This window comes from Ekhidna sp. ABH4_415 (genome assembly GCF_056161305.1).
In genome coordinates, this window is the sequence record NZ_JBSWYW010000007.1 from 172,146 (window position 1) to 187,162 (window position 15,017).

The window sequence follows — 15,017 nt, forward strand, 5'->3', positions numbered from 1 at the left end:
TTAAATTTTAGGGTTGGGAATTAAGCTGGAACTGCTTCCTGCTGTGTGGAGGATAGAATGTGTGAGAAGTACACATCTTCCAGATCAGCTTCTACACTCTCGAACGAGGTGTCAGGTTTGGTATCTGCCAACACGTGGATCTCCGGTTTCCCGGCAATGAGGCGATCAGAAATAACAGTGAATTCACTCTGATACTGTTCCAATTCGGCTTTTTCAATCTTTTTCTTCCACACTTTGCCTTGAATTTCATTCAATGCATTCGATGGACTGCCTTGATAGAGTACGGTTCCCAAATTGATGATTGCCATGCTGGTGCATAGTTCCTTTACATCATCCACAATATGCGTACTCAGGATTACTACTGTATTTTCACCAAGCTCACTCAAGAGATTCAGGAATCGATTTCTCTCTGCGGGATCAAGGCCAGCGGTAGGCTCATCTACAATTATCAGCTTAGGGTTTGAAAGTAAAGCTTGCGCAATACCAAATCGTTGCTTCATACCACCTGAATAACCACCCAGGTTTTTCTTTCTTGATTGCCACAGATTTGTTTTGTGTAAGAGAGACCCTACAAGCTCTTTTCTTTCTTTCTTATTGGAAACCCCTTTTAAAACTGCAAGATGATCGAGCAGCACTTCGGCGGATACTTTTGGGTACACACCAAATTCTTGAGGCAGGTATCCCAGGATCTTTCTGACTTCATCTTTTTCCTTCAATACATCCAGATCTCCTAGCATGATGCTACCAGTGTCTGGTTCCTGAAGAGTAGCGATTGTACGCATAAGACTCGATTTCCCTGCTCCATTGGGTCCCAATAGGCCAAACATACCTGTTGGTATTTCCATCGAAACATCGTTTAGCGCCTTCACGCCATTGGAATATGTTTTTGAAAGATTGCTGATAGTTAGATTCATTGTGATTGCTTTTTTAGTATTATGATGCAGTTAGTGATACAGAAGTATCAATATATTTTATTTTATTGATCCGAGGTGATACGAAATGATAAATGGTCGATCCAGTATGTTGGATGACTAAAGTTTGGTGTTTGCTGGGTGGTTGTATACCCCTATTCCCTTGCGAATGACGAAGGAATGAGACTTGGGAATCTTTGAAGGATGGTTAATAGAGACTCCCATGACTCGAATAGCCGATACTATTCTCTCAAGGGAGTACGGATCTGTAGAATTCTGCCCTGGTTTGTGTCACCACAAACCTTAGAGCAACATTCATTTCGATTCGTGAAAACACGAACCGAGGCGTGGTTAAATAATACCCCTATTCCCTTGCGAATGACGAAGGAATGAGACTTGGGAATCTCCAAATCCAATTAAAATTCGTCTTCCAGTATTACCGCCGGCAAATCGAGTTGCTTGTACAAATCATTGAATGCTTTTAACTCAATGTCAATCAGCTCATCTCTGCGATCAGCATACGATCCCCATGTTTCTTTAAGGTCGTCAAAACGTTCTTTAGCGCCTTGTGTCAATCGTGGATCAGCTACATCGATGAAGGATTTCAAGCTCATCAATTGACTGTTAAGCTTATTTTGGAAGTTGATCACATCCTGAAATGTTTCCTGTTTCGGTTGAATGAGTTCATTTTCCCAATCTTCTATTTTCTGAATCAACGCTTTTGCAGTGTCCAATAAGTCCTGGGCTTCTTCATTGCCTTTCAGCCTTTTCTGATAGGCCTGAAGTTGTGCCTTTCCTGAACGCATGGTATTTACACTTTCATGCATGTCACGGATCATTCCTTCAATCGCTTCGAGCATTTTTTGCTGTGCATCCCATTCCGTTTTAGCATATTCCTGCCCTGGCACTTCCAGGATATTAATCTGGGTAGTTATGGTGTCTTCCTCGGATAAAAGCCTGATAGTGTAAGTGCCTGGAGCAACTCTCGACCCGGTATAATCACCAAAAGAGAAAACCCCATCTACCGCTGGGAGTGTCTCTCGCTTGAAATCCCAGGTAAATCGGTTGATGCCTTTTTTTGCCGGAAGTACTTGAGGGGCTGGTGGGCCACCTTGCCAGGTTTTGAAAGACTCGTCTTTTTGGTTTGAGTAGCTTCGGATGACCTTTTCTCCGTCTAGTATTTCTACATTCAATGCTACGCTATCCGGTAATTCTTCACTCAAGAAGTAATCAAATGTTACACCGGAAGGCGGATTCTTTCCAGCTTCGACTGGAGCACTGCCTCCCAGGATTCGGTAATGATTTTCCTTGGCAAATAAACCATCATAAATTGTGCCTTTGACCAAAGTCTGTTGAAGGGAGCTCAGATCGTCCAATATCCAGAATGATCTTCCGGCCGTTGCAGCTACCAAATCATTCTGACGAATAGTTAAATCATTGATAGGAACCACGGGCAGGTTTAGTTGAAGTTTGGACCAGGTAGCACCATCGTCAGGTGACACGTAAAGTCCGGTTTCCGTACCTGCATAAAGTAAACCTCTCACTTTAGGATCTTCTCTCACCACACGTGGAAAACCATTCGGATCATCAAATCCGTTTGTAATCTTTGTCCATGATTGACCATAATCATTGGTTTTGAAAACAAACGGGGTAAGGTCATTGAACTTGTATCGCATCACGGTGATGTAAGCAGTAGCCGGATCATGAGGAGATAGCTCTATTGAGTTGATAATTCCTTCCTGCAGCCCTTTAGGTGTGACGTTGGTCCAATTGGCACCTTCATCCTTTGTGATATGCACCAATCCATCATCTGATCCAACCCAGATCACTCCTTTTTCATGTGGAGATGCTGCTAAATACATGATCGTGTTGTAATTCTCACCTCCGGCAGCTTCGTTGGTGTAGGGTCGGCCACCAGGCCCTTGCTTGGTTGTGTCATTTCTGGTCAGGTCTGGTGATATGGTATCCCACGTGAGGCCACCATCGGTAGTTTTGAAAACCACATTTCCAGCGTGGTAAATAATTTTCGGATCGTGAGGAGAGGCCACAATCGGTGCATTCCAGTTGAATCGATGGCTAAAGTCTTTTGGAATACCGCTTAAACGTTGTTCCAGGTATTGCATCACCGGTTTTCCCTCACCAGTCGATTTCTCCCACCGTTCAATGATGCCCTGGTAGCAGCCACCATAAACAACCTCTGGATTTTTCGGATCAAATGCCAGATAAGCACTTTCACATCCTGCTACCGAATACCAGTCTTTCCATCCAATGCCCCAACCATTTGTACGGCTCGGAATGGCAATGGCCGAATTGTCTTGCTGACCACCATAAACATTGTAAGGTACCAGATCATCGGTGATCACTCGGTAGAATTGAGCCGTAGGTTGATTTTGCTGTGTAGACCAGCTATCCCCTCCATTGAAAGAAACATTTGCTCCACCATCATTAGAGTTGATCATGAGCTGATTGTTCGTTGGGTTGATCCACAGGTGGTGATTGTCACCATGAGGAACGGATACGTTGGAGAACGTTCGACCTCCATCAATGGATTTCAGAACAGGTGCATTAAGTACAAACACCTTGTTATCATCCTGCGGATCAGCAAATACCTCCATGTAGTACCAGGAGCGGGTGATAAGCACTCGATCCTTATTTATCTGCGTCCATTTCTTACCTGCATCATCCGAGCGATAGAGTCCTGACTTAGATCCTTCTGCTTCGATGATGGCAAACACACGATCTGGATTTGCTCGGGAAACAGAAATTCCAGCTTTGCCAAATTCTTCTGGTAAACCCTCTTCCATCTTTTCCCAGGTTTCACCACTATCCACTGACTTATAAAGTCCTGATCCCTGTCCACCCGATCTTACCGTCCATGGGTATCGTTGATGGTCCCACATGGCTGCATAGAGTATACGCGGATTGGTCATGTCCATGGAAAGGGAAGAAGCACCCGTGCTATTGTCTACAAACAATACTTTGTGCCAATTGGCGCCTCCATCGATGGATTTATAAACCCCTCGTTCACTCGAAGGACCGTACAATGCACCCTGAACGGAGACATAAACGATATCCGGATTGGTAGGGTGGATGACCACATCTGAAATGTGCATGGACTTATCTAATCCAATGTGTTTCCACGTTTTTCCTGCATCTGTGCTTTTGTATACACCATCACCACTAGAGGTCATTACCCCTCTTACGGCATGCTCGCCCATTCCCACATAGATGACATTGGGATCAGATTCAGCAACGGAGATTGCCCCAACAGTTCCGGTTTTCAATTGGCCATCTGAGATGTTCTTCCAGTTAATGCCTCCATCGTTGGTTTTCCATATGCCACCTCCGGTCGTTCCCATATAATAGGTCATTGGGTCATTTACTACTCCGCATGAAGCAACACTTCTGCCACCTCGGGTAGGGCCAATGTTTCGCCATTTGAGTCCTTCATAAAGCGATGCATCTATTTTTTCTGAATCGTTTGATTTATTTTTTTTCTTTTGGGCGTCCAGAGAAATTACTGAAAACACCATTAAGGTGAGGATAAAGATGTTCTTCATATTTAAATAGGTTAGGATTATGAAGATACAAAGAGCTGATCACTTTGCCTTCGGTAAAGTGATCAGCTGAAATATTTCATTACAGGTGGTATCCAGATTGTTAATATTGTTCTAAAAAATACCTGATTATATCGGTGGTAGTAATGATACCAACCAGCTTTTCACCATCAACTACGGGTAGGGCATGAAATTCCCTTTCAGCTAGTATTTCCGCTGCGTGCTTTAATGTGTCTTCTGATTTCACTGTCTCGGGACTATGTTTCATTACCTGGTTGATGGATAGCATATCGAAGATGGCTTCATCTGAGCCGGATTGCTCATCGCCGAAAGTATTGCCAAAACTGATGCGAAGGATATCTGTCTTACTAAGTATGCCAATCAGGTTTTCACCGGAAACTACAGGGATATGCCTGATATTATTTTTTCTAAATAGCGCATTAGCTTCTTTCAATGAATTGTTGACATTTATTGTTAGTACTTCCTTCGTCATTACGTTGGATACTTTTTCTCTCTTTTTCATGATTCTGTTATTTATAATTAGTCACTTGTAATTGATGCCCGATGGTAGCGCATCGCTACTTCAGGATCAGGATTTAATGAAATGTTCGCTTCGTCTTTCCCCTCATAATCCAAATGGTTCAATACATATCTGATGGTCTCTAACCGAGCCTTCTTTTTATTATTTGCCTCAATGATGATCCATGGGCTAAACGACATATGTGTACGGGAAAACATCTCGTGTTTGTATTGTGTGAACAGGTCATACTTCTCTTGAGCTAGTTGGTCAATAGGACTTAGCTTCCACTGTTTTAGTGGATCCTTCTTTCTCGATTTCAACCTCTTTTTTTGCTCTTTTCTGGAGATGGTCAGCCAGAATTTTATGATCTCAATGCCATCTTCATACAGCATGTGCTCAAATTCAGGCACCTGAAGGAGAAATTGCTTGTATTCTTTTTCAGTACAGAATCCCAGAACCGGTTCTATTACCGCTCGGTTGTACCAACTTCTATCGTAAAATATGATCTCTCCAGGGTTGGGAAGTGTGTTTACATATCGCTGAAAATACCATTGACCCTTCTCTCTCTCTGTGGGCTTATTTAACGCTACCACCCGTGTGGCTCTTGGGTTTAAATGCTCGGTAAATCGGCGAATATTTCCCCCTTTACCAGCCGCATCTCTCCCCTCAAAAATGATAGCTACACGTCGTTTATTCAGATTAATATCCCGTTGAAGTTTTACGAGCTCGATTTGTAATAATCGAAGTTCATTTTGGTAGTTCAAACCAAACATCAACTTTTCGATATCATGATTTTTCTCCCTGAGAATTTTTTGAATCCCCTCCTTTGAGTTGATCAATGCCAGATCTTCTTTGGTGAGATTAAGTTGCTTATTGTTGTTTCCTCCTTCCATCCTTATTCTTCTTGATTCGAGCTCAAGGTAGATTGGCGGGTTTTAGTGCAGTAGGAGGATGGTCAGACTATTTCATGATAAATGTCAATTGTTGGTAATTCCTTTAATAATTAGGAATATTTAGGCCCAGGTAGATGTCTCTCTTGACCGTGATTAATCCATTAATTTGCTTAGGCAATTTTAGGATACCTGAGCCTCCTCGATGCTCCAATTGATTTCGTTCTGTTTCTGTTAGTAAGGGATCATCATCAAAGAGATAGCTATCCAGGTAGTAGGGATTCTTATTCGGTTCTTTTACAGTCAAATGAATATGCTCAGGTTCTGATCTGTTGGGATATGATGCAGGCCTAAATGTATAGAATGTATATTGACCATCAGCATTGGTTTGGACCCAACCCCGATGTATTCCATGCCTTCTGGCCCAGCCCGAAGCGTTTTTGGTAGAAGCATATAATCCTTTTCTATTTGTTTGATAAATATATAGAATCACATCACCTGCAGGTGTTTTTCCATCTTGTTGATAGACGGTACCACTGATCCTGAGTTTTGGGTCATTTTCCTCGTATCCGGGAACTGTGTCTGTATTATTGATGGTTTTCGGATCATATTCTAAGGCTGCTTCACATCCTTCGCAAGGTCCACCTACCTGAGCTGTAGAGCTACAGCTCAGTAGTATTATCAAAACAATAAATGAATATTTCATCTTCCCTTTTACGGAATGAAGAGCATATGGATATAAAAAATTGTAACCTACTCTTCTTTTAGCGCATTAGCCGGATTAGACACAGCTGCACGATACGATTTGGCACTAACTACCACCCATGTTAGTGCAAGTATTAGAATGATGGGCAGTAGTAACAGATACCAACTTAGTTCTATTCGATAGCTATAACCTTCAAGCCACTCATTCAGCCAATAAAAAGCTACACCAATTCCTACCACTCCTCCAATGATCACCAAACGGGTAAAGTCTTTGATCATCATCCCGAGGAGTGATTGCACACTGGCGCCCAGCACTTTTCTGACGGCAATTTCTTTGAATCGCTTTTGAAGGACAAAAGTTGTCAATGCAAACAAGCCTAAAAATGCAATGAGTATGGCCAATAGGGAGAAAGTAGTAAATACCCCGCCAAACTTTCTTTCTGCTTCATAATGTTTTTGGAAGGAATCATCCAGGAAGAAAGCGTCGAGTGGATAATCACGGGCATGATCGTTCCAGATTTTTTCAATCTCATTGATGGTACTCAAAATATCCTTGGAGGAAACTTTTGCTAAAACATAGGCTTGATGGTGTTCACCAATTTCTTGTGAAGGCCCACCTCCGTAACGAAAAATCATGGAGCCGATTTCATGTTTTAACGACGTGAAATTGAAATTCTTTACAACTCCCACGATCGTAAAATCCAATACACTCTGACGCGAGACCTTTTTTCCGATAGGGTCATCCCACCCAAGTTCTTTTGCCAGTGATTCATTAATAATCACTGAAGAGGTATCAGACATATTATCAGTAAAAAACCGACCTTTCACTATTTCTAAATCCAGTACATCCAGTATTTCGTGAGAAGTAAAGATGTTATAAGGTCCTACAGATCGGTTGTCTTCTGTTGGTATATTATAGGACCAGTCTCCAAATCCATGGAAAGGCACATTGGATGATTTACCGACTACCTCTATTCCTGGTAGCGATTCCAATTCGGTTTTAAAGACTTCATATTTATCTCCTAAAACTCTTCCACCATTAATTACAAGGGTCTGATCGATATTAAGCCCTAAATCATGCGTCTGCATATGCTGAACCTGTTTATAAATAACAACTGTAGCTGCAACAAGGAAAGCAGATATGGCAAACTGAAAAGCTACCAGTCCACTTCTAAGTCCTCGCTTGCCCGCCTGTTGTTTTTGTCCCCTTAAGGCTTTTAATGGAGAAAAACCTGACATGATATAGGCAGGATAAGATCCGGCAAGCAATCCTGCAATCAGCAGAAGCGCCAGCATATTTAATAAATTCAACGGAGCAAATAGATCTTCGGGAGTAAACTCACGGCCGGTAAGCTGATTGAATAAATCGATCGAAGCAACAGAAATAATCAATGCCAAAACCACAGAGATAGAGGTAATAAGCATGGATTCTATCAGGAATTGAGAAGCGATATTTTTTCTATAAGAACCAAGTGCCTTTCTTACACCAACTTCCTTCGATCGTAAAGCTGATCGGGCAGTTGCCATGTTTATGTAGTTGACACATGCAATAAGCAATATAAAAATGGCAATCATAGAGAATACGATAACGTTTTTGTAATCACCGCCATTGTTCATCGAGAATCTTGGATTGTGCAGATGAATATCCGTGATTGGATGTAATGTGTACCCGAATAGTCGATCAGGGTACTCCGCTTCCAATTCCTCAAAAGAAGAATGGCCACTCCATTTTAGGGTTTCTGGTCCGGCATACTTTTTATAGAGTTGTCTTAAGCGATCATTCACGTAAACCACATTCGTGTTTTCATTGATTTTGGCATAGGTCCAGACACTGTTTCCGGTCCAATTGGAATGGTAAGGCTCAACTTCTGAAATCACGTATTGATAGGGAAAATGGGTGTTCTTTGGCGGGTCAACCACCACTCCAGTAACCTTCATGTTAGTCTCATCAACAACGATTGTTTTACCATAAGCCTCTGAATCAGGAAAGCACTTCTTTGCCAGAGATTCTGTCAATACAATGGAATTGGGTTCAGCAAGCGCATTTTCCGGATCACCTTTTAGGAAAGTGGTCTCAAAGACTTTAAACATATTGGGATCTGCATACGCCGATCCTTTTTGGATGAAGCTTCGATCATCGATTTGAAAAAGAGACTCCCATAACCCCGCTACACGTGTAGAAACTTCAACTTCAGCGATTTCCAGCATCATTGTTTCAGCCAGTAGTGGGGGAGTCCAGGGCCCATTTTCACCATTGGCTACCCGGTACATGTGTTCCACATCAGGATAGAATCGATCGTAACTTTTTTCATGCTGAACATAAATGGTGATTAGCATGCAGGAAGCAAGCCCAACTGCCAGCCCTATAATATTAATGGCTGAATAAGATTTTTGCCTTGATAGGGTTCTTAGTGCTACTTTGAGATGGTTTTTTATCATAGCAAGTGCGGTTAATTGTTCATAATCATCCAGTCCTTTTAAATACCTCCACCGAAAAAATCGGATGGTATTCCATGCAAACCTTCTGCGTGAATGGTTCCGTTCAAAGAGCTCCAACAGATCTCCCTCGATTTGCTCGAGGTAGTGATCCTTGCAGAATAAACGAAGGAATCGTAACGCCCATTTTGGTGGAGTTTTTTCTTTCATTGGGTAAATCCAAGACTGGTTTTCGGAATTTGTTGATACAGTGCATTTCTTGTTCGGTGGACAAACTCAATAGCTTTACTGCCTTCTGCGGTCACTCGAAATAGTCGTTTCCTTCTTCCACCTCTTTCAGCACTGGCCCCACCCATGTAGGAGGAAACAAACTCTTTTTTCTCCAATCGATCCAGTACGGTATGGACTGCACTGATATTGACTTTCCTTCCGGTTTGACGCAAGATTTCATCCATTACTTTCACTCCATACGCTTCTTCGCTAAGAATAGCCACGATCATGAGGACCAGCTCTTCCAGTTCTCCAAGTTGATAAGAATCAGTTTTCATAGATTTATTTCATAATTGTCAATTAAATACGAAAATAGACTAAAATTGTTTCTTTCATGATTGTAAATGAAATACAGTTGAAAAAGAGAAAGGTTGCATTTTTCGCTCAACTAAATTTTAAGCTCTCGCTCTTGGCCCCATCTCTACCACCTCCAGATTTTTGATTTCCCCATCTTCAAGGTCGAAACGCAGCAATGTTTTTACCTTATGAAACCCATGCTTTCCCGCCGCTCCCGGATTCATAAAGAGTAGGTTGTTGGTTTTATCTGGCATCACTTTTAAAATATGTGAGTGTCCACACACCAGCAGTTTGGGTTTATACTGCTTCACATACCCCAGCACTTTGGAGTTATATTTTGGCGGTTTGCCAGCTATATGCGTGATAAGAACTCTAACACCCTCCCGTTCAAAAATCTCACCCTCCTTACATTCCTGTCGTAATTTGCCACCATCAATATTCCCCCAAACTGCGATGGTTGGTTTAAAAGTCTGAAGCTCTTCCAGCACTTCGATTGTTCCAATATCACCTGCATGCCAGATTTCGTCTACTTGTTCAAAGTATTTAAAGACTTTGGGATCAAGGTAACCGTGCGTATCAGAAATCAACCCAATTTTCATGTAGTCATTAACAAATTTTAACAGCGTTCAGTGAGTACGATATTGAACTTTTTTTCGACGATTTTTATACTTGCCAACGATTTTTGAAAGCTAGCAAATATGGCGATTGTAGTAGAGAATCTCACAAAAAAATACGGCGTTCAGAAAGCAGTAAATGATATCTCATTTGAGATCAATACAGGTGAGGTGGTAGGCTTTCTTGGACCAAATGGTGCTGGAAAAAGCACGACCATGAAAATGATCACCTGCTTTATGGCTCCAACTGTTGGAGATGTCACTGTCGAGGGAGCGTCTATTCTTTCTGATCCAGAATTGGTCAAACGGAAAATCGGTTACCTGCCGGAGAATAATCCATTGTATCTGGATATGCCAATTGTGGATTATTTGCGATTTAGTGCTGAAATCCAGGGTGTGAGCAAATCGGAGATACCTACGCGGATAGGTGAAATGATAGAGAAGTGTGGACTCGATGCGGAAAAGCACAAAAACATTCAGGAGCTTTCAAAAGGATACCGGCAAAGAGTGGGCCTGGCTCAGGCAATGATCCATGACCCGGAAGTACTCATTCTGGATGAGCCAACAACCGGACTTGATCCTAACCAGATTGTTGAGATTCGAAAATTGATCAAAGAACTTGGAAAGGAAAAGACTGTAATTCTGAGTTCGCATATTCTATCAGAAGTAGAAGCCACCTGCGATCGCATTCTCATTATCAACAAAGGTAGAATTGTTGCAGATGGCACAGCAGAAACGCTGCGTCATCAAGCTCAGGGTCAGGAATTGCTAACCGTACAAATCGAAGCATCCAAAGGAGACATTCAGAAAGCACTGTTAGGATTAAAAACAGTTGAGACGGTATCAGCCATTGAAGGAAAAGAAAATTGGTTTACTGTACAAAGCAAGCCTGATGCTTCTTCCCGAAAAGAAGTGTTTGATCTATGTGTGGATAAAAAGTGGTATTTGCTGGAGATGACAGGAATAGAGACAAGACTTGAGGATGTATTTAGAAACTTAACCAATTAGGAGATGAGCAAAGTTTGGATAATAACAAAACGAGAGCTTGCTGCTTTTTTCGATTCGCTGATAGCCTATGTGATGATCATCCTTTTTCTGGGGCTTAGCGGATCATTCACATGGCTTTTTGGAACCAATATTTTCATGCTGGGTCAGGCCAATCTGGATGTGTTTTACGATGTAGCATACTGGTCGTTGTTTTTCTTCATACCAGCTATCACCATGCGGATGATCGCTGAAGAAAATAAGTCTGGTACCATCGAGCTGTTGATTACAAAAGCCATTTCGGACAATCAAATTGTCTTAGGAAAGTTTTTCGCTTGCCTCATCCTTGTGGGAATAGCGTTGCTTTGCACTGTTCCATATTATATAACCATCAGCCAACTTGGAAATGTAGATGATGGTGCTGTTTTGGGAGGATATTTAGCAATGCTGCTACTTTCTGCCAGCTACATTGGTATAGGACTATTTGCGAGTAGCCTGACCCAAAATCAGATCGTTGCATTTTTGATTGCACTGTTTATCGGCATCTTTTTTCACATGCTATTTGATGTCATCGGCTCAGGCGGCACTGGCTTTGTGGGCGAGCTATTCAGCTACCTAAGTATACGTACACATGTGGATTCTCTGAGTAGGGGAGTCATTGATAGTCGTGATATTATCTATTTTGTTTCGCTGATCCTTGTTGGTTTGTTAGCTACGCAAATCATGTTGTCAAAAAGAAATTGGAAGTAAGATGAAGAAGCAAACCATCATCATTCAATTACTAGTAATAATAGCCATTATAATCATCGGCAATATCCTTTCCAATCAGTTGTATTTTCGATTGGACTTTACTGAAGATAAGCGTTACACGCTTAGTGACGCTTCCAAAGATGTGCTGGAGGAGTTGGATGACGTGATTACGGTCACCGCTTACTTTTCTGAAAATCTTCCGCCTCAGCTCTTAAATAACCGCAAGGATTTCGAAGATATGCTGATTGAGTATGAGCAGCGGTCCGGCGGTAATGTGGTTTATGAATTTGTGAATCCGAATGAAGACCAGACTAAAGAGCAGGAAGTGCAGCAAAAAGGTATTGGACCTATTATGATCAATGTGCGTGAAAATGATCGGGTAGAGCAGATGCGAGCGTATATGGGTGCTGTATTGCAATTGGATGATCAAAAGGAAATCATTCCGCTAATACAGCCCGGGGCAGCAATGGAATATGAATTGACTACTTCTATTAAAAAACTATCGATAGCAGATAAACCTAAGGTTGCATTGCTGCAGGGACATGACGAAGTATCTCTTTCGGCTATTCCACAGTTGCGGCAGCAGTTAAATGTACTGTATGATGTGGAAACCTATACAATTTCTGAAACTGAGGATATTCCATCCTATTATCGGGCATTGATCATTGCCGCCCCTTCGGATACGATTCCTCAAACACATTTTGACAAACTGGATAACTATTTAAGTAATGGAGGAAACATTTTCGTATCGTATTCCAATGTGCAAGGAGATCTTCAGCAGGGAAGGCTTACTACTTCTCCAGATATTGGATTGGTAGGTTGGTTAGAAGATAAAGGAATTAAGATTGGTAGCAACTTTGTGCTTGATGCGGAATGTGCTTCTATCACAGTTACTCAGCGCCAGGGGTACTTTACGATTAACAGTCAAAAGGAATTCCCATACTTTCCACGGGTCTCTAATTTTGCTGACCACCCGATGACCAGGGGCCTGGATGAGCTTACTTTCACCTTCACTTCCAGTGTTGTTCCAATTGCAGAGGATTCTACTATAAGTATCACAACGATTGCTTCAACCTCGCCGAATTCAGGTATTGAACCTGCCCCATCATTTGTGGACATTCAAAGAAAATGGAGTCAAGGCGATTTTGATATGGGAGTACAATCGCTGGCGGTAGCTGCAGAAGGGATCAATGGATTTGGTAAGATGGTGGTTGTTGGAAACGGTGATTTTTATGTAAATGGGGAAGGACAGCAGGTTCGGCAGGTACAGCCTGATCATGTCAATTTTGCTTCCAATGCCGTAGACTGGCTAGCTGATGATACGGGGCTAATAGTGCTAAGAACCAAAGGAATTACTTCTCGCCCGCTGGAAAGTATTGATGACGGCAAAAAGAACGTGCTTAAATATGGGAATGTGTTTGCCCCAATTGTACTGTTGCTGATTTACGCATTTATCAGAAAAATGCATAACCAGCGTAAAAAACAGAAGTGGATGCAAGGAAATTTTGAATAAAATAATCAATTAAGTCAGATGAAAACCAGGAATCTGTTAATCATACTAGCTCTTTTGGTTCTTACTTTGGCAGTTGTTCAACTCACAAAAAAGTCCGGAAAAAGTGAGGTGCTCTCAGGTGATCTAGTAGCAATTGACACAGCGAAAGTTACCCGGATTCAGATTACCTCTCCTGATGGGGAAGTGGAACTGCGTGAATCTGAGAATGGTTGGGAAGTTTCGCTTGAAAATGGTGATTACAAGACTGCTAAAAAGAGTTCGGTTAAATCCCTGCTTAATGATTTGAATGGTATTACACCAGGAAGATTGGCGGCAAGAAAGGAAGAGAAATGGAAGGACTATGCTGTTGATTCTACAGGAACCAGAGTGCAGGTCTTTGAGAATGACGAGCTGACTACAGATCTGGTTATTGGACGTTTTGGAACGGAAGGACAAAGGAATTTATACACGTTTGTACGTCCTTTTGAAGAAGAAAATGTATATGTAGCAAAAGACTTTATGGGCATATCTGTCGGCAAAAAATCAGCTGATTATAGAGACGGATTGCTCATGAGATTAAAAAGTGACTCGTTAACACAAATCACATTTGACTATCCGGATAGCGCGTTTACTTTGACTAAAGGAGAAAAATGGTATTTAGATGACCAACCGGCAGATAGTGCAGCAGTAGTTAAATATCTCAGGGGTTTGAGCTATGTCAATAGTAAAAAATTCTATGATGATGTGTTGCCATCAGAGCCATCACATACCATCACCTACGCATTCAATAATGCACCTGAAATCACCGTAAGTGGATACCTTCAGGATGGGAATAAACTGGTAAAAACAACTGAAAATGTATATGAGGTAGTCAATGATAGCACAGTTGTTGCCAAAATCTTTAAAGGCAAAAACATCTTCGAGCCGACATCTGAATGATTTTGGAATCCATTAAATTCGTAAAATGAACCAAGAGAGGCTTTAGCCTTGTTAAAAGTGATAATGAAGGTTTTACGAATTCTTTTTAGTACAATACTGATTCTTTCACTGGGTAGCTGGAAGCAACCTGAGGTAGCTGAGGTGAACTGGCTCACTTTCGAGGAGGCCATAGCTCTCCACGAAAAGGAGCCCAAAAAACTTCTCATTGACCTTTACACCGATTGGTGTGGCTGGTGCAAAGTGATGGATCGCAATACCTATAGTCAGGCGGATATTGCATCCTACATAAACGAAAACTTTTATCCGGTAAAATTTAATGCGGAGCAAAAAGAGCCGGTGGAATTTAGAGGACACACTTTCAAGTTTGTAGCTCAAGGCAGGAGAGGAGTACATGAACTGGCTGCAGCACTGACCAGGAATAAGTTAAGCTACCCGACCACTGTATTTATGGATGAGGAGCTGCGAATCATTCAGCCGATCGCCGGATATCTAAAGCCCGAACAGATGGAGCCGATCTTACTATTTATAGGAGGCGACCATTTTAAGACCACAGCCTTTGAAGATTTTAAGAAAAATCACAAATCTTCACTCTGATCTGCAACCTTTCGATTTTTTCAGAATCTATAGAGTAAATACCGAGCCCAAAGCTCAT

13 protein-coding genes are annotated in these 15,017 nt (G+C 41.8%); 5 read left to right on the plus strand and 8 right to left on the minus strand.

Annotation, left to right across the window (positions count from 1 at the left end; all coding sequences use genetic code 11):
• Window positions 1-20: 20 nt before the first annotated feature.
• The 8 genes from ACXAH9_RS13680 to ACXAH9_RS13715 all read right to left on the minus strand — a co-directional run bounded on the left by ACXAH9_RS13680 (window position 21) and on the right by ACXAH9_RS13715 (window position 10,185).
• A complete protein-coding gene (locus ACXAH9_RS13680; protein WP_474895416.1) occupies window positions 21-914 on the minus strand; it encodes an ABC transporter ATP-binding protein in 894 nt (297 codons plus the stop codon).
• Between the two features lie 413 nt (window positions 915-1,327).
• Window positions 1,328-4,471: a VPS10 domain-containing protein gene (locus ACXAH9_RS13685; protein ID WP_474895417.1), complete on the minus strand. Its 3,144-nt coding sequence runs from the start codon at window positions 4,469-4,471 to the stop codon at window positions 1,328-1,330.
• Between the two features lie 100 nt (window positions 4,472-4,571).
• Window positions 4,572-4,991, minus strand: coding sequence for a CBS domain-containing protein (locus ACXAH9_RS13690; protein WP_474895418.1), 420 nt, complete (start codon window positions 4,989-4,991; stop codon window positions 4,572-4,574).
• 17 nt (window positions 4,992-5,008) lie between these two features.
• A complete protein-coding gene (ppk2, locus tag ACXAH9_RS13695) occupies window positions 5,009-5,881 on the minus strand; it encodes a polyphosphate kinase 2 (protein ID WP_474895419.1) in 873 nt (290 codons plus the stop codon).
• A 103-nt stretch (window positions 5,882-5,984) separates the two neighbouring features.
• Entirely contained in the window at window positions 5,985-6,584 is a 600-nt protein-coding gene (locus ACXAH9_RS13700) for a dioxygenase family protein (RefSeq protein WP_474895420.1), read from the minus strand.
• A gap of 47 nt (window positions 6,585-6,631) precedes the next feature.
• Window positions 6,632-9,229: an ABC transporter permease gene (locus ACXAH9_RS13705; protein ID WP_474895421.1), complete on the minus strand. Its 2,598-nt coding sequence runs from the start codon at window positions 9,227-9,229 to the stop codon at window positions 6,632-6,634.
• On the minus strand, window positions 9,226-9,567 hold the full coding sequence (locus tag ACXAH9_RS13710) for a PadR family transcriptional regulator (protein ID WP_474895422.1): 342 nt from the start codon (window positions 9,565-9,567) through the stop codon (window positions 9,226-9,228). Before ACXAH9_RS13710 ends, ACXAH9_RS13705 begins: the two co-directional genes overlap by 4 nt.
• 117 nt (window positions 9,568-9,684) lie before the next feature.
• Complete coding sequence (locus tag ACXAH9_RS13715) at window positions 9,685-10,185, minus strand: metallophosphoesterase family protein (RefSeq protein ID WP_474895423.1); 501 nt, start codon at window positions 10,183-10,185, stop codon at window positions 9,685-9,687.
• 99 nt (window positions 10,186-10,284) lie between these two features.
• Here ACXAH9_RS13715 and ACXAH9_RS13720 point away from each other — a divergent pair, with 99 nt between their 5' ends.
• The 5 genes from ACXAH9_RS13720 to ACXAH9_RS13740 all read left to right on the plus strand — a co-directional run bounded on the left by ACXAH9_RS13720 (window position 10,285) and on the right by ACXAH9_RS13740 (window position 14,959).
• Complete coding sequence (locus ACXAH9_RS13720; protein ID WP_474895424.1) at window positions 10,285-11,208, plus strand: ATP-binding cassette domain-containing protein; 924 nt, start codon at window positions 10,285-10,287, stop codon at window positions 11,206-11,208.
• Window positions 11,209-11,211: 3 nt separating this feature from the next.
• Window positions 11,212-11,934, plus strand: coding sequence for an ABC transporter permease subunit (locus ACXAH9_RS13725; RefSeq protein ID WP_474895425.1), 723 nt, complete (start codon window positions 11,212-11,214; stop codon window positions 11,932-11,934).
• Window position 11,935: 1 nt separating this feature from the next.
• Complete coding sequence (locus ACXAH9_RS13730; RefSeq protein ID WP_474895426.1) at window positions 11,936-13,447, plus strand: GldG family protein; 1,512 nt, start codon at window positions 11,936-11,938, stop codon at window positions 13,445-13,447.
• Window positions 13,448-13,465: 18 nt separating this feature from the next.
• The gene (locus ACXAH9_RS13735; protein ID WP_474895427.1) at window positions 13,466-14,365 is read left to right on the plus strand and encodes a DUF4340 domain-containing protein; all 900 of its coding nucleotides are present in this window, start codon (window positions 13,466-13,468) and stop codon (window positions 14,363-14,365) included.
• Between the two features lie 63 nt (window positions 14,366-14,428).
• Complete coding sequence (locus ACXAH9_RS13740; RefSeq protein ID WP_474895428.1) at window positions 14,429-14,959, plus strand: thioredoxin family protein; 531 nt, start codon at window positions 14,429-14,431, stop codon at window positions 14,957-14,959.
• Window positions 14,960-15,017: the final 58 nt, after the last annotated feature.